The organism is Mesorhizobium sp. ORM8.1 (assembly GCF_053005525.2).
On sequence record NZ_CM132600.1, the window covers coordinates 4097336 to 4122170 of the forward strand.

The window sequence follows — 24835 nt, forward strand, 5'->3', positions numbered from 1 at the left end:
ATCATCGAGAGGGACGGCGAATTCGCCAAATCAGCAGGACGACCGCAAAGGCATAGATGGTGAAATCCATGCCATTTCTTCTGATCAGATAGCTTACGTCCTCGCCGGATAAACTGTCTTCAGGTTTCTTGTCATTCGATTCGTTTGCAATCGGGATAGCCGAGAGTCCGATTTCGGGAAATGCCTGCTTCAGGGCGACCTGGGAAAGCCCCGGAAACTCGGTGACGAAGAACCATTTCATGCCAATGATGCGCTTGAGCACTTTCACCAAGCCCAGCAGAGACGGCGTACGATCGACACACCAAGTGTCCAATATCTGGCGATAATGCGTGTTGTCGATATAGAGTCGCAAGCTCGGATTGTCGCTTCGGATAAAGTCCGAAAAAGACTTGGCCTTGGCCTCTTTCACCGGCGCCGCATCGACCTCCGGCATCGATCCAACATGGTCCTCCGAAACGTTGTTTCGCCAAAAATCATAAAGAGAAAGGATCCGCGAAACCGGGTTGCGAAAGTTCGTTACCAGTGCATGCCCGTCACCCACCGCTTCGAAGAGGCAATATCCATAGTGCCCAGCATAGAATTTATACCCTTTGAAACGAGAGTAGTTTCTAGCGATATCCCGGTATTGCCGTGGCGTATTTTCTATCAGCGGTGCGATGGCATCGCGCGGATACAAATTTTCAAACATTTGTTTGATCGATGTGCCGCCAGCCTTCGCATTGTGGAGGAAGAAAAGCGGGGTCATCAATGACTCGACCGGATCACCTGGAATTGGTCGGAAGCTTTATACAGATTTCCGTCCAACGCGAGATCATCGATCGGGTTGGGCCGCGAAGCCGGCCCAGGGCATATCCCGCCCTCATGCCTCGCCGTGCCCCGCGATCATCATGGCTTCGAGCGCCAGGCGGTCGACCTTGCGCATGCGCTCCGATTCCGACTTGAGCTGACCGCAGGCGGCGAGGATGTCGCGGCCACGCGGGGTGCGGATCGGCGAAGCGTAGCCGGCATTGTTGATATAGTCGGCGAACTTCTCGATCGTCTCCCAGTCGGAGCACTGGTAGTTGGTGCCGGGCCAGGGGTTGAACGGGATCAGGTTGATCTTGGCCGGAATGCCCTTGAGCAGCTTGATCAGGCCCTTGGCGTCCTCGATGGAATCGTTGACGTCCTTCAGCATCACATATTCGAAGGTGATGCGCTTGGCGTTCGACAGGCCCGGATAGGCGCGGCAGGCGGCGATCAGCTCCTTGAGCGGATACTTCTTGTTGATCGGCACCAGAAGATCGCGCAGATCGTCGTTGGTGGCGTGCAGCGAGATCGCCAGCATGACGCCGATCTCCTCGCCGGTGCGCAGGATTTCCGGCACGACGCCCGAGGTCGACAGCGTGATGCGGCGCTTGGACAAGGAAAGCCCGTCGCCGTCGGAAGCGATCAAAAGCGCCTTCTTCACCGCCTCGAAATTGTAGAGCGGCTCGCCCATGCCCATCATGACGACGTTGGAGACTTTGCGCCCTTCGGCCGGTACGATGGCGCCGTCGGGCGTGTCGCGGTCGGGGAAGTCGCCCAGGCGGTCGCGCGCGGTCAGCAATTGCGCCAGGATTTCCTCGGCGGTGAGGTTGCGCACCAGCTTCTGCGTGCCGGTGTGGCAAAACGAGCAGGTCAGCGTGCAGCCGACCTGCGAGGAGATGCAGAGCGTGCCGCGGCCTTCCTCTGGGATGTAGACGGTCTCGATCTCGACCGGGCGGCCGGCGCCGCGCGGCGGGAAGCGGAACAGCCATTTGCGCGTGCCGTCGGCGGAAATCTGCTCCTCGACGATCTCGGGGCGGGCGACGGTGAAATGCTTGTCCAGCTCGGCGCGCAGATCCTTGGAAATGTTGAACATGCCGGCGAAATCGGAAACGCCGCGCACATACATCCAGTGCCAGAGCTGCTGGGCGCGCATCTTTGCCTGGCGCTCTGGCACGATACCGGACGCGACGAGTGCCTCGCCGAGCTCGGCGCGCGTCAAGCCGATCAGCGACGGCTTCTCGGTTGCGCGGGCGCGAAAGGCGTCACGGGCGCCTTCGGCGGTAAGATCAAGCGAAACGGTCATGGTGGCGCCAATATAAGCGATTTGCGGCCGATTTCAGCATCCGCCGGACAAGCCGCGAGACTTGGGAAGCGCGGCGCATAGCACAGCTTGGCTCCGGAGTCATGCCTGGGCTTTGTTCGATGCATGTCGTTGTCCCGGAACCGCCGCGCACTTCTGGGCGACAGGCATCAAGGCGTGGCGTCAGTCGCGGCCTCCGTCCGTCGGCGGTAGCCGCTGACCTGGACGCCGTCCTCGGCGCGCAGGAAGAAGAAGCCCGGAATGGGAAGCAGCGGAACAACGGCCGTCAGCAGGAAGGTCCAGTGGAACTGGTCGGCCGTCGGCGCCTGCGCCTGGCCGGACACCAGGCTCAGCACCATGGCGGCGATCGAGACGCCGAGCGAAACGCTGAGCTGCTGCAACACGCCGCCGAGGCTGGTGGCGCGGCTGAGCTTCTCGCCCGGAAGGTCGGCGTAGGACAAAGTGTTGGAGGTCATGAACTGGGCCGACCGGATGATGCCGAACAGGAAGACATAAACCCCGATGATCCAGTGCGGCGTGTCGGCCCGCAGCAAGGCAAAGCCGGCCACGGCGGCGGCGCCGAGAAGCGCGCTGCCGGTCAGCACCGCATTGAAGCCGAAGCGGCGAAGGAACGACGACAAGAGCGGCCGGATCAGCAAGGCGCCGAACGTGCCGACGAAGGTCAGGGACCCCGAGGTGATCGGGCTCATGCCGAAGCCCACCTGCAGCATCAACGGAAGCAGAAAGGGCGCGCCGTTGAGGCCGACGCGACAGAGGCCACCGGCCAGCGTGCCGACCCAGAAGGAGCGATATCGAAACAGCGTCAGGTCGACGGCAGGTGCTGCGACGCGGCGCGCATAACGACCGAAGGCCAGCAGGAACAGGACGGAAGCGGCCAGCACCAGAACGGTCGCCAGCGACGAAATGGTCGGACGGCCGATATTCTCCAGGCCGAACTGCAGCAGTGCCGCGCCTGCCCCCACCATCAGGAAACCGGCGAAGTCGAAAGGCTGAACTGCCTCGTCGTGGAAATCGTCGACAAAGCGCAGGGCGGCGAAAATCCCGATAAGGCCGAACGGCACGTTGACATAAAAGATCCAGCGCCAGGAGGCATAGGTGGTCAAGAGGCCGCCGAGCAGCGGCCCGATGACGGGTCCGACGATGGCCGGCAGGGTCATGTAGGTCATGGCGGTGATCAGGCCGCTGCGCGGAAAGCTGCGCAACAGGATCAACCGGCCGACCGGCGTCATCATGGCGCCGCCCAAACCCTGCAGCCCGCGCATGGCCAAAAGCATCCCGACACTGTCCGCCACGCCGCACAGGACAGAGCCCAGGGTGAAGGTAAAAAGCGCCAGCGCGAAGATTTTTCGCGCGCCGAACCGGTCGGCGAACCAGCCGCTGACCGGAATGAACACGGCCAAGGTCAGGATATAGGTGGTGACCGCAAGATTGAGCCGGACCGGCGTGGTGCCGAGGCTTTGCGCGATGGAGGGGATGGCGGTGGTCAGGATAGTGGAATCGAGCTGCTCCATCAGGAAGGCGATGGCGACGATCGAGGGGATGATCAGCTTCAGACGCGGATCACGCTCGGTCGCGAACAAAAGCTGTTCCAAAGGTCTGGCCAATTCCATTATGCAGGCGGTTGTGATGACCGGCGTCCGCGCGGTGACGGTGGTTTCACCTGCCGACGCTCATCTCTGGCATTAGGGGGAAGCGGCAGCCAATTCTACTGGAACGGCGGTCAATAAATTTTGACCCCAGCTGCCGCCCGTGAGGGGCAGACGTGGACCGTCGCCGGCAAATCGATCACATATTCGTGTTGACGTAACCTCTCGAAGCGCGTCCGCGAACCTGAAAAGGGGCGACTATGCCCCTGCACAAATGGGAGTTGTTTGGATGCACTCGATCAAGTTCGTACTTATAGCCGGTTTCATCGGCCTTTCCGCTTCGCAGGCCTTGGCCGAGGATACGATGGGCAGCATGACCATGATGAAAGGCGGGCAAGTGACCGCGATCATGCCCGACGGCCATATGGGAACCATGATGCCCGATGCCAAGATGGGCGCCGAGATGATGAAGATGGCCAAGCCGATCAAGCATTGCATGATGATGATGACCGACGCCAAGGGCAAAGCCTACATGATCGATACGTCGACCAAGAAGGCCCAGGCCGAATGTGAAAAAATGGCCATGTGAGGCTCAAGCCCGTCTCGCTTGACATTCCCGCCGGCACAGGGTCGGCGGGACAATCCAGAGCATATGCGCGAACCGCGCCTGACCTCGCAGTCTTGATCGACCCCCAGCCTGTGATAGGGCTGGGCCTCCATCACGAGGATCGACATGGCCGGCATATCGCGAAAACACCCGATGCTGCGGCGCTCACAGGCGATGTGGGTTTCGCGTCGCGTCTGGCAGCCGCGGCTGGTCTTCTGGGCCGGCGCCATATCGATCGGGTTGATCAGCGTGCTGTTTGCGCTGCTCGCCGATCAGGCACAGGCCTTGTTCCATACGGTGACCGGCAGTGCAGGCGGCTGGCGCTTCTATCTGCCGCTGGTGATGACGCCGCTCGGCTTCGTGCTGTGCGCCTGGCTGGCGCATGCTTTCTTTCCTGGTTCGCAAGGCAGCGGCATCCCGCAGGCGATCGCGGCGCGGCATCTGCGCGACGACGAGGACCGCAGCCACATCCTGTCGCTCAGGCTGGTCGTGGGCAAGATCGCGCTGACCATCATCGGCTTGTTCTGTGGCGCCTCCATCGGCCGCGAAGGCCCGACCGTGCAGGTCGGCGCCTCGGTGATGCTGCAGGCGGCGCGCTGGGGCGGCATGGCGCAGGCGCGCGGCCTGATCCTGGCCGGCTCGGCCGCCGGCATCGCCGCCGCCTTCAACACGCCGCTCGCCGGTATCGTCTTTGCTATCGAGGAGATGGGCCGCGCTTACGAATCGCGGACCAACGGCCTGGTGCTGACCGCGGTGATCCTGGCTGGCCTCGCCTCGCTCGGCCTGATCGGCAACTACACCTATTTCGGCGTCGCCAAGGACACGGTGGCGTTTGCCAGCGACTGGCCGCTGGTGCTTGCCTGCGGCATCATCGGCGGCGGTGTCGGCGCGCTGTTCTCGCTCGCGGCGCTCAAGATCGGGCGACGCATCCGGCGCTGGAACGCGCTGCAGCCGCTGCCGCGCGCGCTGGTCGTGGCGGCGATTTGCGGGCTGCTGGTCGCGGTGATCGGCATCGCTTCGGGCGGCCTCACCTTCGGCACCGGTTACACCCAGGCGCGCGGCGCCATCGAAGGCGCGCCGCTGCCGGCTTTGTTCTTCGTCGAAAAATTCGCGGCCGGCCTGTTGTCGATGGTGTCGGGCATCCCGGGCGGCATCTTCGCGCCGTCGCTGGCGGTGGGCGCCGGTCTCGGCAGCACGCTCGGTCTGGTCTTCGGCACGGCGACCGGCACGGCGGCGCTGCTCGGCATGGCCGGCTATTTCGCCGGCGTGGTGCAGGCGCCGATGACGGCCTTCGTCATCATCCTCGAAATGACCGGCAACCATGACAATGTCATCGCGCTGATGTGCGCGGCCGTGCTCGGCTACGGCACGGCGCGGCTGATCTCGCACGAGCCCCTCTACCACGCGCTGTCGCGGGTGTTCATCGCCGAGGCGATCCGGCGGCGCCGAGCCGAGACGAGCGAAACCATCAAGGCGTAGCCGTTTCGAGAACTGACGCTCACAGCACCCATCGGAACGCGCGGCGAAGTTCGGCAGTGCCATTTTTCTCGTACCAGCGGCCATGCGCGATTATGACGCGTTCCGGCTGCCAGGAGAGCATCTGATGAACCGCCAGCCGCAAAGCCCTGCGGCGGCGAAAGAAGCTCAACCGCATGTCGATAGGCGCCTTGCCATCCGGGTCGGAGGCGCCGGCGAGCGTTATGAGCAGCTTGAGGAACCAGCTGTGTATCCGTTTCGGCTCAAAGTTCTCGATCAGATCCGTGAGGATCAGCGTTTTCGAAGCGCGGTGAAAAAGGACGGCCTCGGTCAGGACATCGCCGCGCACGACCAACAGGTCGATTTCGCCGGGCCATGGCGAGCCGCGACCTATCAACAGCCGGTCTACTTCAATCGGCCGCTTCGCCCGTTCCTGCAGGCCGCGCACCGCCAAAACTTCCGCATCGGGCAAAACGGCCTTCCAGTCGGGCAGCCACCAGTAGTGAAGGGAGTTCGGAGCAACCAGGAAGCGGATCGGCCCCAGAAGTTCGATCGCCGACCGCAGTGCGGGGGTAAGCGCAACGGGCGAATGGAGGATCAAGTCGCCGTTGCCGAGGCGCATGACCGTCATGCGGGTGGTGAAAGGAAACTCTACCGGTCCGACGCCGAAGCCTATCCGTGGACCGTCCACGATCCAGAGATCGGGAGCGACGGGCTTAAGGACATCGATCGGCTCGTAGAGATCCAGAGCGGACCGGGTTTTCACATGTTGCTGAAGCATGGTTCGACCTTGGCGACAACGCACGGCCCAAGTCGCTTCGCCCCACCGAAGCGACCTTCACAGGGATATGGCGCGCTTTTGCCAGTCGGGAAGCGGGCCGTTCCGCGCATCGCACCACGAGCGGGCGATTGTCGACGAGTTGTATCGGACTGTCCGCGGTTGTTGCCGGAATATCAACCAGGCAGGCGAACTTCGCTATGACGCCATAGGGTAAGATCGCCTTGGCCTTCAAGCCGACCTTGCGAGGCGAGGGCATAAATGCGTTCCGCGATGTCGTCGTAGGAGGCCTCGACCTTCGAGTCCCGAAGGTTCTCCAGCGATTTGACGATGATCATGGCCGTCTTCTGCCAGCGCGTCATCGCGACGCCGAGAATCGCGGCATCGATCGCCTCGGCCGACAAATCGATAACCCTCTGCCGGCCTATTTACACTTGGCGATGGAAGACAGCGCGGCCGAGATGCCCTTCAGCGAAAAGACGTAAGAGGTGGGATTGCCGCGACCGGACTTTGCCTGCACCTTCATGTCGGTGCCGGTTTTCATGGCGGCGATCAGCACCGGCTCTTCCGCGGCGTTCTCGACCCAGGCGGACTTGCCGCGGGTGAACATCGAGAACGTCTTCTTGTCGATGGTGACGGTCGCCTTGGAGCCTTCCTGGAAATTGTAGCCGGCGATGAATTGCGGTTCGTAGGAGACCTGCTGTCCAGGACGCTGGCTGACGAAGAAGAACATGTCGCCGTGGTCGAGCGTCGGCGGTTGCTTGTCGGTCGGCACGGTCAGCACGTAGCAGACCTTACCGGCCTGCGACTGATAGCTGTAGGTGCCCCAGGCATTGTGCTGGCCGATCTTGGTCGCCTGCTGCGCCAAGGCCGGCGCTGCCGAGGCCGCCAGGACCAGGCTGGAAACTATAGCTATCAATCCGCGCATCGTTCTTCCCGTATTCCACATGGTGCGGAGGCGGGCCGCATGGCGTCCTGCCGTCGCTTCATTTTGATTTAATCAGGGTTACCAAACGGTGAATTTTCCTCAAGAAAAGGATGTCACCCCAGGAAACCGCCGCCATTCGCGCCACCGCCGTTGAAAGCGGCTGGCGCGATGTCCCGGCGAACTTGGAGGCCACGAAAACGGCAAGAGTTTGTCTTTTCGCGTGCGTGGTTGCACGGTCTCATGGTGCGGGTTTTCCGGGCGGTGGTCAGCTCTTATCGGCCAAGGCGTCCTTGGCGGCCTGCCTGTGCGCGGGCGTGATATGGGCGCTGACGGCGGTGATTGCGGCGGTCAGCACCGCGAGATCGTCGGTGAAGCCGAAGCCGACGACGAAATCGGGGATGAAATCGAACGGCAGGACGAAGTAGCCGAGCGCGCCGAGCAGGATCGCCTTGGCGCGCAACGGCGTGTCCTTGTCCGTCGCGCAATAATAGGCGGCGACGACCTCGTCCATGAACGGGATCTGCCGGGCCGCCTTCTTGGCGGTGCGCCAGAATTTCTCACGCACTTCCCTTTCGCTGGCGAGCTTGTCGCCAAAGCCAAAGAAATCAAAGCCAGGTCCTTGCGCCATTCACATCTCCTTGGCCGCGCGTGTCCTTGCACGGCGGCCATTGCGGGAAAATGTGGTGAAAGGGCGAGCCCGCTACAAGAGTTGGCCGGCGGTCGGCCGGAAAATCGGAATCCGACCCTATCGGAAAGGTCAGCCGAAATAGCGGTTCATCCGCTTCGCCAGTTCGACGTCGAGCGCGGTTACGCCGCCGGCGTCGTGCGTGTTCAGCGTCACGTCGACGGTCTTGTAGACATTCGACCAGTCGGGGTGATGATCCATCTTCTCGGCGGCCAGAGCCACGCGCGTCATGAAGGCAAAGGCCTCGGAAAAATTCTTGAAGACGAAGCTACGCTTGATGGAGACGCCGTCGGCGGCCAGCGACCAGCCTTCGAGTTCCGCCAAAGCCGCGCCGACCGCCTCCTTGCTCAGTTTGTCCCTATTCATATGCGTTCCCTATGCTATTCGAAATTGGCCTGCACCATAATGCATGTCGCCCAAAAGTGCGCGGCGGTTTGGGAAGACGAAATGCATGAAAGCAAGATTAGATCCGCCGGATCGATGAGCGCCAAGCCCATAAAATCCATTCTGTTCGTCTGCCTTGGCAACATCTGCCGCTCGCCGCTGGCCGAGGGCGTGTTTCGCGCCGTGCTGGCGGAGCGCGGAAAAGACCAGAATATCGTGATCGATTCGGCTGGGACCGGCGGCTGGCACAGCGGCGAGCAGCCCGACCGGCGCTCGATCTCGGTCGCTGCCGAACATGGCGTCGACATTTCCGGGCAAAGGGCGCGCAAAGTGCTGCCGGAGGATTTTTCACGCTTCGACCTGATCCTCGGCATGGACCGGGCCAATGTGCGCGACCTCAAGGCGCTGGCGCCGCCGGCCGCGCGCGACAGCGTCCATCTCTATCTGGATTTTGCCACCGGCAACGCCCGCGATGTGCCGGATCCCTATTATGACGACCAGCAAGCCTTCGCTTCGGTCTATCGCATGATTCGCGAGGCGTCGGAGGCGCTGGCGAAGCGGCTCGAAGCCAGCGCATCGGCGCCGACCAGCGGCCAGGCCTCCTCGACGATATAAGGCCCGCCGCCAACCGAATCGCGTGACGACATCAACACGAAGCGACCGACTCGGAAGGGCAGCGCGGAAAAATTACCACGCGCCGACAGATATTGCGCGACGTCGAGCGGGCTGCCGTTGCGCAGCCGTGCGAGCGTCACATGCGGTGAGAATTTGCGGGCATCGGCGGGCAGCCCCAGCCGCTGGCAGATGCGGTCGATCTCGCCTTGCAGCGCTACAAGATCAGGCGAAGGAGCAACGCCGGCCCATACCGCATGCGGCTTTTTCCCGCCAAAGGCGCCGACACCCGACAGCGTCAGCTGGAAGGAGGGGCGATCCACCCGGTCGAGCGCATTGGCGATTTCGTCAGCCACATGGCCTTCGATATCGCCGAAGAAGCGCAGCGTCATATGGTAGTTCTCGACGTCGATCCAGCGCGCTCCGGGCAACCCGCCACGGAGCAGAGACAACGAAAGAGCAGCGTCACGGGGAATTTCGAGGGCGGTGAAAAAGACGTGGCATGGGAAGCCTCCTGTCCTCGAATCGAACTCTTGTCCCTAGCGAATCATCGATATTCGCGCGGGGCAAGCGGTTTGTTGTCCACAAGGTTTCCCCAGGGGAAACTGTGATGTTTCGGCCTCATGACGGGTCGCCCCCTCATGACGCGCCGCCATTGTCGGCGATCGCCTTCTCGACGGTTGGCAGGATGCGCTCGACCATCACGTCGACACCACGGGGATTGGGGTGCAGGCCGTCCTCGATCTGCAAATCCGGGTGACCAGCGACGCCGTCGAGAAAGAACGGATAGAGCGGAACGGCATATTTCGCCGCGAGACGCGGATAGATCGCGTCGAAGGCCCTCTGGTAGTCGGGGCCGAGATTCGGCGCGGCGCGCATGCCGGCGAGCAGCACGGGGATGTTGCGGGCCTTCAGCTTGGCCAGCATGGCGTCGAGGTTCTTTTTGGGGATGTCGGGCGAAACGCCGCGCAGCATGTCGTTGGCGCCGAGCTCGAGGATGACCAGCCTGGTGCCGTCCGGCACCGACCAGTCGAGCCGCGCCAGGCCGCCGCTCGTGGTGTCGCCGGAAACGCCGGCATTGGCGACGCTGACGTCATGGCCTTTCGCTTTGAGCGCGGCCTGCAGCCTGTCGGTGAAACCTTGGCCCGGCCCGAGGCTGAAGCCCGCCATCAGGCTGTCGCCGAAGCCGACGATGGTGAAGGTCCCGGCACGCGCCGACGACATGACGCCGCAAACGCTTAGGAAAAGGACGAGGGTCGCGAAAATACGGGCTGCGGCAAATCGGTGTTTGAAAGCCATGCGGCGAGCCCCATATGACCTGAACAATCCCAAGGGAGACTGAAGGCCCGTCTCCTTTTTCCACATATAGGACGCTTTCATTGTGACAGAAGCCGTCATCGCGCTGAGGGATGTATCGCTGACGCTCGGCGAGGGCGCTTCCTCCGTTCACGTGCTGACAGGCGTCAGTCTCGATGTCGCCGCCGGCGAAGCCACCGGCATTGTCGGTCCCTCGGGCTCCGGCAAGTCCACTCTGCTCATGGTTCTGGCGGGTTTGGAACGGGTCGATTCGGGTACGGTCCGAATCGCTGGCGAGCTGCTTAACGGCAAAAGCGAGGACCAGATCGCTTCGTTTCGTGGCCGAAACATTGGCATCGTCTTCCAGTCCTTCCATCTCATCCCCAACATGACGGCGCTCGAAAATGTCGCGGTGCCGCTCGAGCTTGCGGGTCATGCCGATCCGTTCGGCGTGGCGGCGCGAGAACTTGCCGCGGTCGGCCTCAGCGACCGTGTGACGCACTATCCGGGCGAGCTTTCCGGCGGCGAGCAGCAGCGCGTGGCGATCGCGCGGGCGCTGGCGCCCTCGCCGCGCATCCTCATCGCCGACGAGCCGACCGGCAATCTCGACCAGGCGACGGGACGGCAGATCGCCGACCTTCTGTTCGCCAAGGCGGCCGAGCGCGGCATGACGCTGGTGCTGGTCACGCATGATCCGGCGCTTGCCGCGCGCTGCGCCCGCCAGGTGTCGATGCGCTCAGGCCGGATCGAGGACGCGCCGAAGCCTGTGAAGGTGCTGGCCTGATGCGGACATTGAAGCTCGCCATCCGCTTCTCGCTGCGCGAGATGCGCGGCGGCTTGTCCGGCTTCCTGATCTTCCTTGCCTGTATCGCGCTTGGCGTCGCGGCGATCGGCGGCGTCAATTCGGTGGCACAGGCGATTACCGCCGGCGTCGCCGATCAGGGCCAGACGCTGCTCGGCGGCGACCTGCGTTTCCAGATCAACCAGCGCAGCGCTTCCGACGCCGAGCTCGGCTTCCTGAAAAGCCTCGGCGCGGTGTCGCTCAATTCCGGTATGCGCTCGATGGCGCGGCTCGAGGACGGTTCTGACCAGGCGCTGGTCGAAGCCAAGGCGGTGGACGATGCCTATCCGCTTTACGGCGCGCTCGAAACCGATCCGGCGCTGCCCAGGGACAAGTTGTTCGGTGAGCGGTCCGGCGTGTTCGGCGCCGCGGCGCCTGATCTGTTGTTCGACCGGCTCAATCTCCACATCGGCGACCGGCTGAAAATGGGCAGCGCCACCTTCGAGCTGCGCGCCAGGTTGATCGGCGAGCCGGATGCGGTGTCCGACGGTTTCGGGTTTGCGCCAAGGCTGATGATTTCGGACGACGGGCTTGCGGCGTCCGGCCTGGTGCAGCCCGGCAGCCTGGTCGAGAACGCTTACAAGGTTCGGCTGCCTGACGGCACATCCGAGGCGCGGATCAAGCAAATCCAGGATCAGGCCGCCAAGGATTTCCCGCAGGCCGGCTGGTCGATCCGCACGCGCAGCAATGCGGCGCCGGCGCTCTCCGCCAACATCGAGCGTTTCTCGCAATTCCTGACGCTGGTCGGGCTGACGGCGCTGGTGGTCGGCGGCGTCGGCGTCGCCAATGCGGTGCGCGCCTATCTCGACGGCAAGCGCGGCGTCATCGCCACCTTCAAGAGCCTCGGCGCCTCGGGCGGCTTCGTCTTCACCGTCTATCTCGTGCAGATACTCTTGATCGCCGGCCTCGGCATCGTGCTCGGCCTGATCCTGGGTGCCGCCATGCCGTTCGTGGCGAGCGCGCTGCTGCAGTCGGTCATCCCGGTGCCGGCTCAAGGCGGCTTCTATCCTGGCGCGCTGGGAATGGCGGCGCTGTTCGGCCTGCTGGTGACGCTGGCCTTCGCGCTTTGCCGCTCGGCCGCGCCCGCGACGTGCCGGCGACAGCGCTGTTTCGCGAGATGGGTTTTGAGAGCCGCGGCTTGCCGCGCCTGCCCTATGCCGGCGCCGCTCTGGCGATCGTGCTGCTGCTTGGAGCGCTCGCCATTTTCTCCGCCGGCGACCAGCGCATCGCTTCGATCTTCGTCGGCGCGACGGTCTTTGCCTTCCTCGTGCTGCGCCTGGTGGCGCTTCTGGTGCAATGGCTGGCACGCCGCAGCCCACGCGTGCGCTCGGTTCCGCTCAGGTTGGCGCTCGGCAACATCCACCGTCCCGGCGCGCTGACGCCCTCGGTGGTGCTGTCGCTCGGGCTCGGGCTGACGCTTCTGGTCACACTGGCGCTGATCGACGGGAATCTGCGGCGGCAGATTTCGGGCAGCCTGCCGGAGCGGGCGCCGAACTTCTTCTTCGTCGATATCCAGAGCACCGATGTCGACGCCTTTGCCGCGCTGGTCGGCAAGGAGTCGCCGGCCGGAACGCTGGTCAAGGTGCCGATGCTGCGCGGTCGCATCATGGCGCTCAACGGCGTCGATGTCGCCAAGATGAAGATCCCCGCCGACGGTGCCTGGGTGCTGCGCGGCGACCGCGGACTGACCTATGACGCCAGGCAGCCCGAAAACGCCACGCTGACCGAAGGCGCATGGTGGCCGGACAATTATTCCGGCGCGCCGCTGGTGTCGTTCTCGGCGGAGGAAGGCAAGGCGATCGGGCTGAAGCTTGGCGACACCGTCACCGTCAATGTGCTCGGCCGCAACGTGACCGCGAAGATCGCCAATTTCCGCCAGGTGCAGTGGGAGACGATGGGCATCAATTTCGTCATGGTGTTCTCGCCCAACACCTTTGCCGGCGCGCCGCATGGCTGGCTGGCGACGCTGACCGACAAAAACGCTACAACCGCCGCCGACGCGCGTCTGCTCAATGCCGTGACGCGCGCCTTTCCAGCGGTCACGACGGTCCGCGTCAAGGACGCGCTCGACATCGTCAACCGGCTGGTCGAGCAGCTCGGCACCGCGATCCGCGCCGCCGCCGGCGTGGCTTTGATCGCCTCGGTGCTGGTGCTTTCCGGCGCTTTGGCCGCCGGCAACCGGGCGCGCATCCATGACGCGGTGGTGCTGAAGACGCTGGGGGCGACACGCCGGACGCTGATCGCGGCCTTCTCGCTGGAATATATGCTGATCGGCCTTGCCACGGCGCTGTTCGCGCTGGCCGCCGGAGGTGTCGCGGCATGGTTCGTGGTGGCGCATATCATGACGCTGCCGTCGCATTTCATGCCGGAAGTGGCGGTGGCGACGATCCTGGCCTCGCTTGTCGTCACGGTCGGCATCGGTCTTGCCGGCACCTGGCGCGTGCTTGGCCACAAGGCGGCGCCGGTGCTGCGCAATCTCTGAGCGGCCGGGGCGCCAAGCGGGTGGCCAAGCCGGCGGTCTGGTTAAATCTTTGTAAGAAAGCCACGCCAAGCGGCCGGAAACCGGCTTTTTTGCCTTCTCACAAAGCGTTACGCCTCGTTACCGTCTTGTTCTTGACGCCAAGAACCATCATATTCCGCGCTAGGCATGCTGGAGCCCCGCCAGCGGCGCCCGGTCTGAACGGGTAACCCCAAAAGACCCGTCACCGACGGGGCAGAAGCAAAAGAGGATTTCCAATGGCTGATCCCATCCGCAACTTCCAGACCGCCGCCACCGGCGCGCGCGTCGATATCGATCAGGGCCTGCGCGCCTATATGATCAAAGTCTATAACCTTATGGGGCTTGGCCTGCTCATCACCGGCCTTGCCGCCTTCGGCGCCTTCCAGTTCGCCGTCACCGGCGACGGTCAGTTGACCGCCTTCGGCCAGCTCATCTATGCAAGCGCGTTCCGCTGGGTCGTCATCCTGGCTCCGCTCGCCGCCGTGATGTTCCTGTCGTTCAGGATCCAGTCGATGAGCGTGGCTGCGGCGCAGACGACGTTCTGGGTCTATGCCGGCCTGGTCGGCCTGTCGCTGTCGACGATCTTCCTCGTCTACACCGGCACCAGCATTACCCAGACCTTCTTCGCCACGGCCGCGGCCTTCGGCGGCCTGTCGCTCTATGGCTACACGACCAAGCGCGACTTGTCGGCGTTCGGCTCGTTCCTGGTCATGGGCGTGATCGGCCTACTGGTCGCGATGCTGATCAACATCTTCCTGCAATCGTCGGCGCTCGGCTTCGCCATCTCGGCGATCGGCGTGCTGATCTTCGCCGGCCTGACCGCTTACGACACGCAGGCCATCAAGGAGATGTATTATGAGGGCGACCAGTCCGACGTCGCCGGCCGCAAGGCGATCATGGGCGCGTTGAGGCTCTACCTCGACTTCATCAACCTGTTCATGTTCCTGCTACAGTTCATGGGCCAGCGCCGCTAAGGCGCAATCCAGGCCTGACTGGACCATAGACTTCAGAAAGGGCGGCCCAATGGCCGCCCTTTCCTTTGCATGGGCCTTTGCTGTAATCGAGGCAGGGAAACAACTTGCACAAATTATGAGCAATATTTCGATCAGAGCTGCAGCGTCGGCCGACCTCGACCGGATCACGGAAATCTATGCCGATGCGGTGCGCAACGGCACCGCAAGCTACGAACTCGAGCCGCCCGACCGCAGCGAAATGGGCAACCGATTCGGCAGCTTAACGGCCGGTGGCTTTCCTTATCTGATCGCCGAGAAGAATGGCGTTCTGCTCGGCTACGCCTATGCCGGTCCCTTCCGGCCGCGGCCCGCCTACCGCTTCATCGTCGAGGATTCGGTCTATGTGGCGCCGGAGGCCAAGGGGCAAGGCGTCGGCCTGCTGTTGATGCGAGCGCTGATCGAAGCGGCGCGCGTGGCGGGGTTCCGCCAGATCATAGCGGTCATCGGCGACGGCCATGCGGATAGCGCCTCGGTGCGCCTCCACGAAAAGCTCGGCTTTCGTCATGCCGGGCGGCTGGAAGGATCCGGCTTCAAGCACGGACGCTGGCTGGATACGGTGTTCATGCAATTGCCGTTGAATGGCGGCAAGGAGCTGCCGCCCGATCCTGATTCGCTGCCGGAGCGAAAGTTTCGTGGGGAATTGAAGAACTGAAGAAGAAGAACTGAGGAACTGAGGAACTGAGGAACTGAAGAATAAGGAAAAAGAAACTGCGCCTAGATCAGGCGTCGATCGCCTTTTTCCTCTGTTCCTCAGTTCTTCAATTCCCCAGTTCTTCAACTCTTCAGTTCTCCAGAATCAGGCCTGGACCACCTTGAGCTTGGCATCGAAAACACCAAGCACGCGGCCGAGTTCCTGGCCGCGCTTGAGGATGCGTCCGCCGGCGGCGATGACGGCGAAGGCGCCTTGGCGGCGCGCGAGTTTTGGGTCCTTGACGATCTGAAAAAGCGGCACTTCGCTGGCCCGGCGGAAGACGGAAAAGACAGCGCGATCAGCAAGATGGTCGATGGCATAGTCGCGCCATTCATTGGCCGCCACCATACGCCCGTAAAGCCTCAGGATCTGGTCGAGCTCGCGTCGGTCGAAACGCACCGGTTGATCGAAGCGCTCGCGCCTCGCCTCGTGCAACGGGATCAATATTCCGGATGCTTCCCCATCCTCCGTCCCGCCGCCGTGATCGGTCATGCCTCAATCCTTCGATTGAATCGTGCGCAAGCCGAAGGTTCGCGCTTTCACGCCTGAATTGCAAGGGCCGGCTAAGCAAGCCAGGGTCGCGCTGTTTCGCAAAGGTCCAGTCACATTTGCAAAACGCATGTTGGAATTGGTGATGTTCCGCCACAATCTCGCCACAAATTATCCGCGCTCATGCCCCAATGTCCGACGAATTTACCGGCGTTGCCTGAGACGGTTCGGTCCGGCACCGGCTCGTAAACCCCAAGCCCCCCGCCCACGGGTCAGCGTCGGATCGAACCAACCTCGGTTTTTCCTTGGAAAAATCAGGTGCGACGATCCCAAAACCTAAATGACCGGCGTCAGAAGCAAGCTGACGCCGGTTTTTTTATTACTTAGCTTTCGTCATCCTAGGGCGGAGTGCCGCAAAGCGGCGCGCAGACCCTAGGATCCATGCCGTGACGTTTGCGTAGAACGGATACGACGCAGAAAAGAGGCCGCTCAGGCTGGCACTCTGATGCCAAGATTTGCGCCGTTGCATGACGCGTAGGTCACGGCATGGATCCTATGGTCTGCGCCGCGTCGCTTCGCTCCTTGCTTCGCCATAGGATGACGAAGCTTTAAAGCGACGAAGCGTCAAAGGGGCTCGGGCTTGCGAATGAATGCCGCGCCGAGGATCGGCCCGGGCATGCCGTCCTTGCCGACCGACTGCAAAAGCACCGCGCAGCCGGCCCTCTTGGCGATCTCGGTCATCGGCAGCTCGTAGCGCTGCGCCTTGCCGTGCCACATGCCGGCGGTCTGAATGTCGGAGACGGCGTTCCAATAGGTCATGCTGCGGCCGCTGTTCTCGCCCTGGCCGATGCTGATCGTCTGCGGCGGATCGAAATAGACGATCACCACGTGGGCATCGCTTGGACCGTCGCCGGCGTCGCCGGCGTCGATCATGACGCGATCGCTAGTGCGGCTGACCTTGATGCCGACGCGCATGCCCTCGCCGATCCTGTCGAGCCGCGCCAGCGCGCCATCGACTTCCTTGCGGCTGGCGCCGTTGACATGATTGCGGCCGTTGATGACGGCCTGCGGCGTGTAGACGGAGCGGCTGTTGAAGGCGCGCATATAGTCATACTGCCGCTCGGTGTTCTCCTTGTTGCTCAGCGTATCCTGCCAGCCAAGATAGTCCCAGTAATTGACGTGATAGGCGAGCGCGACGATGTTGTCCTTGCTGGCGAGCTCGGCGAAGAATTCGTCGGCCGGCGGGCAGGAACTGCAGCCCTGGCTGGTGAAAAGCTCGACCACGCCCAGCGGTCTGTCGACCGCGGTCTTTTCGGGCTGTGGCTTGTCGCCGTTCGATGTTTCAGGCTCGGCTGCCAGCGCCGTGCCGGCGAATGCCGAAAGGACCAGCGCAAAGGCCGCAAGCCGCAACGGTCCGGGAGATATCATGACTTTCCAATTCCCGCCGGTGACGCCGGCCTTGTTCTGGTTGCCAAAATATGTGGCAGAAGCGACGGTCAACGGGAAGTCACGTTGCAGTGAAATTTTGTCATTGCAACCGCAGGTAAGGCGGCAATAGGAGAGGTCACTGCATTTCACGTCCTGGTTCGATTCGGCGGCGGCATCATCACCATGTGGCAAACTCTCCTGACCCCCTGTCGATCTCTATTGCAAGCGGACCGGGCCTGGACTTTGGGCGAAGCCGGCTAATGCTTCGCCAATCTTGCTTTCATTGCCGCCGGATTGTGGTGCGTCTCGCAGGTGCGGCGGCACAAGGCCGGTGGCTTCGCCGAGGTCCTGGCATGGTGGGTGGTGGCGATCGGCATCGGCCTGACGCCGTTACACACCTTCGCGACCAGATTGACGATCCGGGCCGACATCCTGCCGATCGCCGGCTTTGCGCTTGCCTGTACGCCGTTGAACCTGCGTCGTTTCCTCGGCATGGACTGGGGTAGGTAGGCAGTAGGGCAGTAGGGCAGTAGGGCAGTAGGGCAGTAGGGCAGTAGGGCAGTAGGGCAGTAGGGAGCCTGCTTCCTTGCCCTACTCCCTTACTGCCTTACTGCCCTACTGCCTTATTCCCTTGTTACGCTGCCAGATCGCGCAGCACGTACTGCAAGATGCCGCCGTTCTTGAAGTAGTCGAGCTCGTCCAGCGTATCGATGCGGCAGATGATCGGCACGTTCTTCACCGTGCCGTCGCCGTAGGTGACCTTGGCTACCATCTTCTGGCGCGGCTTGATCGCTTCCAGGCCGTCGATCTCGACCGTTTCGTCGCCCTTGAGGTTCAGCGTGGCCCAGGAGGTGCCGTCCTCGAAGACGAAGGGGATGACGCCCATGCCGACCAGGTTGGAGCGATGGATGCGCTCGAAGGACTGGGCAATGACGGCGCGGACACCAAGCAGGTTCGTGCCCTTGGCCGCCCAGTCGCGCGACGAGCCGTTGCCATATTCGACGCCGGCGAAGATCACCAGCGGCACGCCTTCCTTCTTATACTCCATGGCGGCGTCGTAGATCGACATCTCCTCCTTCGAGGGATAGTGGATCGTGTAGCCGCCTTCGCGGCCGTTCTCGCCCAGCATGTGGTTGCGGATGCGGATGTTGGCGAAGGTGCCGCGCATCATCACCTCATGGTTGCCGCGCCGCGTGCCGTACTGGTTGAAGTCGGCGACGCCGACGCCGTGTTCGGTGAGGTACTTGCCGGCCGGCGAGGCCGCCTTGATCGAACCCGCCGGCGAGATGTGGTCGGTGGTGATCTTGTCGCCGAACAGGCCGAGCACGCGCGCGCCCTTGATGTCGCCGACCTTGCCGAACGAGCGGCCCATGCCGGCGAAATAGGGCGGGTTCTGCACATAGGTCGAGTGATCGTCCCAGGCATAGGTCTGGCCTTCCGGCGCCTTGACGCCTTGCCAGTATGCGTCGCCCTTGAAAACGTCGGCATATTTGCGGGCGAACAACTCGCGCGTAACGTTCTTTTCGATGAACTCCTGGATCTCGGCCGAGCTCGGCCAGATGTCCTTGAGGTAGACCGGGTTGCCGTTCCTGTCCTCGCCGAGCGGCTCAGTGGTCAGGTCCTTGGTGACCGTGCCGGCCAGCGCATGCGCGACCACCAGCGGCGGCGAGGCGAGGTAGTTCGCCTGCACGTCCGGCGAGACGCGGCCTTCGAAGTTGCGGTTGCCGGAGAGCACCGCGGCGGCAATCAAGCCTTTGTCGTTGATGGTCCTGGAGATCGGCGCCGGCAACGGGCCGGAATTGCCGATGCAGGTGGTGCAGCCGAAGCCGACCAGGTTGAAGCCGATCTGGTCGAGCTCCTTCTGCAGGCCCGACTTTTCGAGATACTCGGCCACCACCTGGCTGCCCGGCGCGAGCGACGTTTTCACCCACGGCTTCTGCTTCAGGCCAAGCCGATTGGCGTTGCGGGCAAGCAGGCCGGCGCCGATCAGCACGCTCGGGTTCGAGGTGTTGGTGCAGGACGTGATGGCGGCAATGACGACATCGCCATGGCCGAGATCATAGTCAGTGCCTTCGACGGCATAGCGCTTCGAAATCTCGGCGGCCTTCTTGTATTCCGTCTCCATCGCCTTGGCGAAGCCGGCCGGAATGCCTTCCAGCGGCACGCGGCCTTCGGGACGCTTCGGGCCCGCCATCGACGGCACGACGTCGCCGAGGTCGAGCTCGAGCAGATCGGTGAAGACCGGGTCGGTCGAGCTGGCATCGCGCCACATGCCTTGCACCTTCGAATAGGCTTCGACGAGCGCGATGCGGCTTTCCTCGCGACCGGACATTGTCAGGTACCGGATGGTTTCGCCGTCGACCGGGAAGAAGCCGCAGGTCGCGCCATATTCGGGCGCCATGTTGCCGATGGTGGCGCGGTCGGCCAGTGTCATGTTGGAAAGGCCGGGGCCAAAGAACTCGACGAATTTGCCGACGACGCCCTTCTTGCGCAGCATCTGGGTGACGGTGAGCACGAGATCGGTGGCGGTGACGCCTTCCTTCAGCTTGCCGGTGAGGCGGAAGCCGATCACTTCCGGCAACAGCATGGAGACCGGCTGGCCGAGCATGGCCGCCTCGGCCTCGATGCCGCCGACGCCCCAGCCGAGCACGCCGAGACCGTTGATCATGGTGGTGTGCGGATCGGTGCCGACGCAGGTGTCGGGATAGGCGGTCGTTTCGCCATCCTCGGTGTTGGTCCACACGACCTGGCCCAGATATTCGAGATTGACCTGGTGGCAGATGCCGGTGCCGGGCGGCACGACGCGGAAGTTGCGAAAAGCCTGCTGGCCCCATTTCAGGAACTTGTAGCGCTCCTCGTTGCGCTCATATTCGAGCTCGACATTGCGGGCGAAGGCCATCGGCGTGCCGAATTCGTCGACGATCACCGAGTGGTCGATGACGAGGTCGACCGGCACCAGCGGATTGATCTTTTCCGGATCGCCGCCCAGCGCCTTGATGCCGTCGCGCATGGCGGCAAGATCGACCACGGCCGGCACGCCGGTGAAATCCTGCATCAGCACGCGGGCCGGGCGATAGGCGATCTCGACGCCGGCGGTGCCCTTGTCGGTCAGCCAGCCGGCAACGGCCTGGATCGATTCCTTGGTGACCGAGCGGCCGTCTTCGTTGCGCAGCAGGTTCTCCAGCAGCACCTTCATCGAATAGGGCAGCTGGGCGATACCGGTGAGGCCGTTCTTCTCGGCCTCGACGAGGTTGAAATAAACATAGTCCACGCCACCCACGGTCAGGGTGCGGCGGCAATTGAAACTGTCGAGGGATTTTGACACGTGCGATCCGTCCTTGTCTGTTCAGCCTGAAAGGGAACGGACGCCGATGGCATGCAATCACGCGCAAAGGTGCGGGTACGGCCATTTCCGCTGTCCGTTCCCAAGCAACCCGAGCCGTTCAAGGCGGCGCGTGCGCTGGTTCGGCGCAAATTCTGTTCCCGCGCCGACCGCTGGCACGGATGAACCGCATATAGAGAATTTCCTGGAATAGTTCTAGACAGGCGACAGGCAAATTTGTGCGATGCGGCGGTGATCGCAAAGCGATGCTTTCGGGACGGGCAGGAATGCGGCTGATCGCCGAAAATCTAGGCGGCGAACGCGGCGGCGAGTTGGTCTTCTCCGGCATAGGCTTTGCGCTCGGCAAGGGTGAGGCGCTGGTCGTCACCGGCCCGAACGGCACCGGAAAATCGACGCTGCTGAGGGTTATCGCCGGTCTGCTGCCGGTGGCGCGCGGCCGCGTGCAGATCGAAGGCGGCGGCGAAAAATTTCCGACGGTGGCTTCGGCTTCACATTATCTCGGCCACCTCAATGCGATGAAGCCGGCGCTGAGCGTGGAGGAGAATCTGGCTTTCTGGCGCGCCTTCCAGGGCGAGCCGGCGCTGAGTGTTGATGAGGCGCTGGAGACGGTCGGGCTGGGCGGGCTTGGGCATTTGCCTTTCGGCTATCTGTCGACAGGGCAAAGGCGGCGGGCGTCGATCGCCAAGCTTTTGGTCAGCCGGCGGCCGGTCTGGCTGCTGGACGAACCGACGGCGGGGTTGGACAAAGCGTCGGAAGAGCGGTTTGCGGGGTTGATGCGGGGGCATCTTCGCGACGGAGGAATTGTGGTGGCGGCGACGCATCTGCCGCTGGGGTTGGGGGCGCGAAGGAATTGAGGATGGGAGTGGCCAGTTGATGCAGGCGCTCTACGGCGCCCCCCTCTGTCCTGCCGGACATCTCCCCCACAAGGGGGAGATTGGCAGCATCGGCGCCCCGCTCGCCCGTGCGACGCTGGTGATTGGCGAAATCGTCGGCGACAGCTGATCTCCCCCCTCGTGGGGGAGATGCCCGGTAGGGCAGAGGGGGGCGCGAAGGAACGCAGACCTTCCAAAGGGATCACCTCATAATGTGGTCCCTCTTCCTGCGCGATATCCGCCTTTCCATCCGCGCTGGCGGCGGCGCTCTGACCGGCGTCATCTTCTTCCTCGCCGTCATCGTCACCATCCCGTTCGGCGTCGGGCCCGACCTCAACCTTTTGTCGCGCATTGGGCCGGCAATTCTGTGGATCGCCGCCTTGCTCGCCTGCCTGCTCGGGCTTGACCGCCTGTTCCAGGCCGACCGCGAGGACGGTTCGCTCGATCTGCTTGTGCTGAACAACGACAGTCATATTTTGGCGCTGACCGTGCTGACGAAGTGCCTGGCGCATTGGACGGGTAGCGTGCTGCCGCTGGTGGTGGCCGCGCCTCTGCTCGGCCTGTTCATGAACATGGAGCCGCTTGGCATCGGCGCGACGGCGCTCACCCTTCTCGTCGGCACGCCGGCGATTACCTTCATAGGTGCAGCTGGTGCGGCGGTTGCTGTCGCGCTGCCGCGCGGCGGGCTGCTGATCTCGGTGCTGGTGCTGCCGCTGACCATCCCGGTGCTGATTTTCGGTGTCTCGGCGAGCTACGGCGCCGTTGCCAACCCGGCGCCTTTCCTGCAGCCTTTCCTCATTCTGGCCGCTCTGACCTTGTTTCTTGCCGTGCTCGGGCCGCTGGCGGCGGCCCTGGCGCTGCGCCATGGGACGGATTGATGCCCGCCGATCGTTTTGATCATGCGGCACCGCGACGAATTGCGGGAGACGCGGCGCGGCGTTAAGGGGATGGCATGATCGAGCGGACCGGTATGGCAGGCTTGGAAGATATGGTCAGGGAGCGGCAGGGATGAGCGCACACGCTCTCTTCGTCACCGCCGCCTATGCCATCACGGCCATCGTGCTGGCCGGGTTGATCGGCTGGATCCTGCTCGACCAGCGGGCGCGCAAGCGCGAGCTCGCGGCGCTGGAAGCCGCCGGTGTGCGGCGGCGCTCCGACAAGACGGGGGCGACGAAGCCATGAGCCTCGAAACCAAAGCGCCGGCGCCGCGTCGCCGCCTGTTCGTGCTTTTGCCGTTGCTGGTGTTCCTGGGGCTGGCCGGGCTGTTTCTGTCGCAGCTTTTGTCCGGCCGCGACGCTGCCGAAATCCCCTCGGCCCTGATCGGCCTGCCGGCGCCGCGGACCAGTTTGCCGCCGCTCGAAGGCACCGATCTGCCGGGGCTCGATTCCAAAAACTTCACCGGCAAGGTGACGCTGGTCAATGTTTTCGCGTCCTGGTGCGCGCCGTGCCGCGAAGAGCATCCGGTGCTGCTTGGCCTCTCCCAGGACAAGCGCTTCGGCATGGCGGCGTTGAACTACAAGGACCAGCCGGCGAATGCCCGCCGGTTCCTCGGCGACCTCGGCAATCCGTTCGAGGCGATCGGTGTCGACCCGGCCGGACGCACGGCGATCGACTGGGGCGTCTATGGCGTGCCGGAAACCTTCGTCATCGGCAAGGACGGCAAGATCGCCTACAAGCATGTCGGGCCGCTGACGCCGGACTCGGCGCGGGATCAGCTTCTGCCACAGATCGAAAAGGCACTGGCGGCGCACTGATATTCAGGTGAGACCGGCCTGCAAATGGCGGCCTCCTGCGCTTCCGGTGCTCACGTACTTCAGTACGCTCCGCTCCGGTTCTCGGAGCCCACCATTTTCGACTCGGCCTGACCTGAATCTCAGTGCGCCGTCAACCACAGCGGGCTCACGAGCCAACGGTCCAGCCGCGGCACACCTCTTTCGCCACCTGCATCACAAGGGCGTCATTGCCGGGATGAAGCCTTCTGATTTCGACGTTCATTGTGTAAATTCTCCTCAGTCGGCTCACAAACTTTGACGTTTACGTAAATCCCGAAGCATCTAACCGATTGAAAATGCTAGGCTCAAAATAATCGTTTGAATTTTTTGGCAGGCGGAGCTATTGCGTGCGGCGAAATCTCGCGGTTTCCTGCATCCTTTTAGGCCTCCCCGGCCCCGTCATCCAGCCTGCAGAATTCCAGGCATCGTCACAGACAAAGGGAAAACATCCTCACATGGCACGCAACAAGATAGCGCTCATCGGCTCGGGCATGATCGGCGGCACGCTCGCCCATATGATCGGCCTCAAGGATCTCGGCGACGTGGTGCTGTTCGATATCGCCGAGGGCATTCCGCAGGGCAAGGGTCTCGACATCGCGCAGTCTTCGCCGGTCGACGGGTTCGACTCCAGGCTCACCGGCGTCAACGACTATGCCGGGATCGAGGGCGCGGATGTGTGCATCGTCACCGCCGGTGTGCCGCGCAAGCCGGGCATGAGCCGCGACGATCTTCTGGGCATCAACCTCAAGGTCATGGAACAGGTCGGCGCGGGTTTGAAAAAGTACGCGCCCAAGGCCTTCGTCATCTGCATCACCAATCCGCTCGACGCCATGGTGTGGGCGCTGCAGAAGTTTTCCGGCTTGCCGACCAGCCATGTCGTCGGCATGGCCGGCGTGCTCGACTCTTCGCGTTTCCGCTATTTCCTGGCGGAAGAGTTCAAGGTCTCGGTCGAGGACGTCACCGCTTTCGTGCTCGGCGGCCATGGCGATTCGATGGTGCCGATGATCCGCTATTCGACGGTGGCCGGCATTCCGCTGCCCGATCTCGTCAAGATGGGTTGGACCTCGAAGGAGAAGCTCGACAAGATCGTGCAGCGCACCCGCGATGGTGGCGCCGAGATCGTCGGCCTGTTGAAGACCGGCTCGGCCTATTACGCGCCGGCCGCTTCGGCGATCTCGATGGCGGAAGCCTATCTCAAGGACAAGAAGCGCGTGCTGCCCTGCGCGGCGCACCTCTCGGGCCAGTATGGCGTCAAGGGCACCTATGTCGGCGTTCCCGTGGTGATCGGCGCCGGCGGTGTCGAGCGCGTCATCGAGATCGACCTGTCGAAGGCCGAGCAGAAGATGTTCGATAGTTCGGTGGCCGCCGTTCAGGGCCTGACCGAAGCCTGCACCAAGATCGCCCCGCATCTCGCTGCCAAGTAATCT

At 63.1% G+C, this 24835-nt stretch carries 24 protein-coding genes and 3 pseudogenes; 14 read left to right on the forward strand and 13 right to left on the reverse strand.

Features of this window, described 5'->3' with window-relative positions; genetic code table 11:
* Position 1: 1 nt before the first annotated feature.
* The 3 genes from ACVDG8_RS20575 to ACVDG8_RS20585 all read right to left on the reverse strand — a co-directional run bounded on the left by ACVDG8_RS20575 (position 2) and on the right by ACVDG8_RS20585 (position 3717).
* Positions 2-745, reverse strand: coding sequence for a hypothetical protein (locus ACVDG8_RS20575; protein ID WP_447256331.1), 744 nt, complete (start codon positions 743-745; stop codon positions 2-4).
* Positions 746-859: 114 nt separating this feature from the next.
* Positions 860-2089 (reverse strand): 23S rRNA (adenine(2503)-C(2))-methyltransferase RlmN, encoded by a 1230-nt coding sequence (gene rlmN, locus ACVDG8_RS20580; protein ID WP_447256332.1) that lies wholly within the window; start codon positions 2087-2089, stop codon positions 860-862.
* A 167-nt stretch (positions 2090-2256) separates the two neighbouring features.
* Entirely contained in the window at positions 2257-3717 is a 1461-nt protein-coding gene (locus ACVDG8_RS20585; RefSeq protein WP_447256333.1) for a DHA2 family efflux MFS transporter permease subunit, read from the reverse strand.
* 265 nt (positions 3718-3982) lie between these two features.
* Between ACVDG8_RS20585 and ACVDG8_RS20590 the strand changes: the two genes are divergently transcribed.
* Both ACVDG8_RS20590 and ACVDG8_RS20595 read left to right on the forward strand, forming a co-directional pair.
* Positions 3983-4282 carry a hypothetical protein gene (locus ACVDG8_RS20590; protein ID WP_371011505.1) on the forward strand — a complete coding sequence of 100 codons (300 nt, stop codon included), beginning with the start codon at positions 3983-3985 and terminating at the stop codon, positions 4280-4282.
* Between the two features lie 144 nt (positions 4283-4426).
* A complete protein-coding gene (locus ACVDG8_RS20595) occupies positions 4427-5779 on the forward strand; it encodes a chloride channel protein (protein WP_447256334.1) in 1353 nt (450 codons plus the stop codon).
* Between the two features lie 19 nt (positions 5780-5798).
* Here ACVDG8_RS20595 and ACVDG8_RS20600 read toward each other — a convergent pair whose 3' ends face one another.
* From ACVDG8_RS20600 to ACVDG8_RS20620, 5 genes are all read right to left on the reverse strand, one after another.
* The gene (locus ACVDG8_RS20600) at positions 5799-6557 is read right to left on the reverse strand and encodes a DUF4336 domain-containing protein (protein WP_447256335.1); all 759 of its coding nucleotides are present in this window, start codon (positions 6555-6557) and stop codon (positions 5799-5801) included.
* Between the two features lie 173 nt (positions 6558-6730).
* Positions 6731-6958 carry a hypothetical protein gene (locus ACVDG8_RS20605; RefSeq protein WP_447256336.1) on the reverse strand — a complete coding sequence of 76 codons (228 nt, stop codon included), beginning with the start codon at positions 6956-6958 and terminating at the stop codon, positions 6731-6733.
* A 20-nt stretch (positions 6959-6978) separates the two neighbouring features.
* Positions 6979-7482 carry an invasion associated locus B family protein gene (locus ACVDG8_RS20610; RefSeq protein WP_447256337.1) on the reverse strand — a complete coding sequence of 168 codons (504 nt, stop codon included), beginning with the start codon at positions 7480-7482 and terminating at the stop codon, positions 6979-6981.
* Positions 7483-7747: 265 nt separating this feature from the next.
* Positions 7748-8110 (reverse strand): YkvA family protein, encoded by a 363-nt coding sequence (locus ACVDG8_RS20615; RefSeq protein WP_447256338.1) that lies wholly within the window; start codon positions 8108-8110, stop codon positions 7748-7750.
* 129 nt (positions 8111-8239) lie between these two features.
* Positions 8240-8533 carry a 4a-hydroxytetrahydrobiopterin dehydratase gene (locus ACVDG8_RS20620; RefSeq protein ID WP_447256339.1) on the reverse strand — a complete coding sequence of 98 codons (294 nt, stop codon included), beginning with the start codon at positions 8531-8533 and terminating at the stop codon, positions 8240-8242.
* A 114-nt stretch (positions 8534-8647) separates the two neighbouring features.
* Here ACVDG8_RS20620 and ACVDG8_RS20625 point away from each other — a divergent pair, with 114 nt between their 5' ends.
* Complete coding sequence (locus tag ACVDG8_RS20625; protein WP_447257397.1) at positions 8648-9166, forward strand: low molecular weight protein-tyrosine-phosphatase; 519 nt, start codon at positions 8648-8650, stop codon at positions 9164-9166.
* On the opposite strand, the pseudogene thpR reads toward ACVDG8_RS20625, so the two are convergent.
* Positions 9070-9667: pseudogene (thpR, locus tag ACVDG8_RS20630) on the reverse strand (RNA 2',3'-cyclic phosphodiesterase). The gene ACVDG8_RS20625 and the pseudogene thpR sit on opposite strands and share 97 nt — an antisense overlap.
* 135 nt (positions 9668-9802) lie before the next feature.
* Positions 9803-10462, reverse strand: coding sequence for an arylesterase (locus tag ACVDG8_RS20635; RefSeq protein ID WP_447256341.1), 660 nt, complete (start codon positions 10460-10462; stop codon positions 9803-9805).
* Positions 10463-10544: 82 nt separating this feature from the next.
* Here ACVDG8_RS20635 and ACVDG8_RS20640 point away from each other — a divergent pair, with 82 nt between their 5' ends.
* From ACVDG8_RS20640 to ACVDG8_RS20655, 4 genes and pseudogenes are all read left to right on the forward strand, one after another.
* Positions 10545-11243 (forward strand): ABC transporter ATP-binding protein, encoded by a 699-nt coding sequence (locus ACVDG8_RS20640; protein WP_447256342.1) that lies wholly within the window; start codon positions 10545-10547, stop codon positions 11241-11243.
* Positions 11243-13782, forward strand: a pseudogene (locus tag ACVDG8_RS20645) (ABC transporter permease). The gene ACVDG8_RS20640 and the pseudogene ACVDG8_RS20645 overlap by 1 nt, the downstream one beginning before the upstream one ends.
* Before the next feature lie 254 nt (positions 13783-14036).
* Complete coding sequence (locus ACVDG8_RS20650) at positions 14037-14774, forward strand: Bax inhibitor-1/YccA family protein (protein ID WP_447256344.1); 738 nt, start codon at positions 14037-14039, stop codon at positions 14772-14774.
* A 115-nt stretch (positions 14775-14889) separates the two neighbouring features.
* Positions 14890-15465: an N-acetyltransferase family protein gene (locus ACVDG8_RS20655; protein ID WP_447256345.1), complete on the forward strand. Its 576-nt coding sequence runs from the start codon at positions 14890-14892 to the stop codon at positions 15463-15465.
* 144 nt (positions 15466-15609) lie between these two features.
* Here the strand turns inward: ACVDG8_RS20655 and ACVDG8_RS20660 are convergent, their stop codons facing one another.
* Positions 15610-15996: a DUF2794 domain-containing protein gene (locus tag ACVDG8_RS20660; RefSeq protein WP_447256346.1), complete on the reverse strand. Its 387-nt coding sequence runs from the start codon at positions 15994-15996 to the stop codon at positions 15610-15612.
* 621 nt (positions 15997-16617) lie between these two features.
* Complete coding sequence (locus ACVDG8_RS20665) at positions 16618-17421, reverse strand: DUF1223 domain-containing protein (RefSeq protein ID WP_447257398.1); 804 nt, start codon at positions 17419-17421, stop codon at positions 16618-16620.
* 312 nt (positions 17422-17733) lie between these two features.
* Between ACVDG8_RS20665 and ACVDG8_RS20670 the strand changes: the two genes are divergently transcribed.
* A complete protein-coding gene (locus ACVDG8_RS20670; RefSeq protein WP_455707192.1) occupies positions 17734-17931 on the forward strand; it encodes a hypothetical protein in 198 nt (65 codons plus the stop codon).
* 124 nt (positions 17932-18055) lie between these two features.
* On the opposite strand, the gene acnA is transcribed toward ACVDG8_RS20670, so the two are convergent.
* Positions 18056-20746: an aconitate hydratase AcnA gene (acnA, locus tag ACVDG8_RS20675; protein ID WP_455707193.1), complete on the reverse strand. Its 2691-nt coding sequence runs from the start codon at positions 20744-20746 to the stop codon at positions 18056-18058.
* Positions 20747-21030: 284 nt separating this feature from the next.
* Here acnA and ccmA point away from each other — a divergent pair.
* From ccmA to mdh, 6 genes and pseudogenes are all read left to right on the forward strand, one after another.
* Positions 21031-21638 (forward strand): annotated as a pseudogene (gene ccmA / locus ACVDG8_RS20680) (heme ABC exporter ATP-binding protein CcmA).
* Positions 21638-21766 carry a hypothetical protein gene (locus tag ACVDG8_RS20685; RefSeq protein ID WP_455707194.1) on the forward strand — a complete coding sequence of 43 codons (129 nt, stop codon included), beginning with the start codon at positions 21638-21640 and terminating at the stop codon, positions 21764-21766. Before ccmA ends, ACVDG8_RS20685 begins: the two are co-directional and overlap by 1 nt.
* A gap of 82 nt (positions 21767-21848) precedes the next feature.
* Positions 21849-22514 carry a heme exporter protein CcmB gene (gene ccmB / locus ACVDG8_RS20690; protein WP_447256350.1) on the forward strand — a complete coding sequence of 222 codons (666 nt, stop codon included), beginning with the start codon at positions 21849-21851 and terminating at the stop codon, positions 22512-22514.
* Positions 22515-22644: 130 nt separating this feature from the next.
* Positions 22645-22818 (forward strand): heme exporter protein CcmD, encoded by a 174-nt coding sequence (gene ccmD / locus ACVDG8_RS20695; protein ID WP_447256351.1) that lies wholly within the window; start codon positions 22645-22647, stop codon positions 22816-22818.
* Complete coding sequence (locus ACVDG8_RS20700; protein WP_447256352.1) at positions 22815-23390, forward strand: DsbE family thiol:disulfide interchange protein; 576 nt, start codon at positions 22815-22817, stop codon at positions 23388-23390. Before ccmD ends, ACVDG8_RS20700 begins: the two co-directional genes overlap by 4 nt.
* A gap of 473 nt (positions 23391-23863) precedes the next feature.
* Complete coding sequence (mdh, locus tag ACVDG8_RS20705) at positions 23864-24832, forward strand: malate dehydrogenase (RefSeq protein ID WP_447256353.1); 969 nt, start codon at positions 23864-23866, stop codon at positions 24830-24832.
* Positions 24833-24835 lie beyond the last annotated feature (3 nt).

Excerpts from the sequence above, each read along its gene's own strand:
- ACVDG8_RS20685 (WP_455707194.1), top strand. The coding sequence starts at position 21,638 with ATGCAGGCGCTCTACGGCGCCCCCCTCTGTCCTGCCGGACATCTCCCC.
- rlmN (WP_447256332.1), bottom strand. The coding sequence starts at position 2,089 with ATGACCGTTTCGCTTGATCTTACCGCCGAAGGCGCCCGTGACGCCTTT.
- ACVDG8_RS20655 (WP_447256345.1), top strand. The coding sequence starts at position 14,890 with ATGAGCAATATTTCGATCAGAGCTGCAGCGTCGGCCGACCTCGACCGG.
- ACVDG8_RS20595 (WP_447256334.1), top strand. The coding sequence starts at position 4,427 with ATGGCCGGCATATCGCGAAAACACCCGATGCTGCGGCGCTCACAGGCG.
- ccmB (WP_447256350.1), top strand. The coding sequence starts at position 21,849 with ATGTGGTCCCTCTTCCTGCGCGATATCCGCCTTTCCATCCGCGCTGGC.
- ACVDG8_RS20585 (WP_447256333.1), bottom strand. The coding sequence starts at position 3,717 with ATGGAATTGGCCAGACCTTTGGAACAGCTTTTGTTCGCGACCGAGCGT.
- ccmD (WP_447256351.1), top strand. The coding sequence starts at position 22,645 with ATGAGCGCACACGCTCTCTTCGTCACCGCCGCCTATGCCATCACGGCC.
- ACVDG8_RS20590 (WP_371011505.1), top strand. The coding sequence starts at position 3,983 with ATGCACTCGATCAAGTTCGTACTTATAGCCGGTTTCATCGGCCTTTCC.
- ACVDG8_RS20615 (WP_447256338.1), bottom strand. The coding sequence starts at position 8,110 with ATGGCGCAAGGACCTGGCTTTGATTTCTTTGGCTTTGGCGACAAGCTC.
- ACVDG8_RS20610 (WP_447256337.1), bottom strand. The coding sequence starts at position 7,482 with ATGCGCGGATTGATAGCTATAGTTTCCAGCCTGGTCCTGGCGGCCTCG.
- ACVDG8_RS20620 (WP_447256339.1), bottom strand. The coding sequence starts at position 8,533 with ATGAATAGGGACAAACTGAGCAAGGAGGCGGTCGGCGCGGCTTTGGCG.
- ACVDG8_RS20700 (WP_447256352.1), top strand. The coding sequence starts at position 22,815 with ATGAGCCTCGAAACCAAAGCGCCGGCGCCGCGTCGCCGCCTGTTCGTG.
- ACVDG8_RS20665 (WP_447257398.1), bottom strand. The coding sequence starts at position 17,421 with ATGATATCTCCCGGACCGTTGCGGCTTGCGGCCTTTGCGCTGGTCCTT.
- ACVDG8_RS20600 (WP_447256335.1), bottom strand. The coding sequence starts at position 6,557 with ATGCTTCAGCAACATGTGAAAACCCGGTCCGCTCTGGATCTCTACGAG.
- mdh (WP_447256353.1), top strand. The coding sequence starts at position 23,864 with ATGGCACGCAACAAGATAGCGCTCATCGGCTCGGGCATGATCGGCGGC.
- ACVDG8_RS20575 (WP_447256331.1), bottom strand. The coding sequence starts at position 745 with ATGACCCCGCTTTTCTTCCTCCACAATGCGAAGGCTGGCGGCACATCG.
- ACVDG8_RS20660 (WP_447256346.1), bottom strand. The coding sequence starts at position 15,996 with ATGACCGATCACGGCGGCGGGACGGAGGATGGGGAAGCATCCGGAATA.
- ACVDG8_RS20650 (WP_447256344.1), top strand. The coding sequence starts at position 14,037 with ATGGCTGATCCCATCCGCAACTTCCAGACCGCCGCCACCGGCGCGCGC.
- ACVDG8_RS20625 (WP_447257397.1), top strand. The coding sequence starts at position 8,648 with ATGAGCGCCAAGCCCATAAAATCCATTCTGTTCGTCTGCCTTGGCAAC.
- ACVDG8_RS20635 (WP_447256341.1), bottom strand. The coding sequence starts at position 10,462 with ATGGCTTTCAAACACCGATTTGCCGCAGCCCGTATTTTCGCGACCCTC.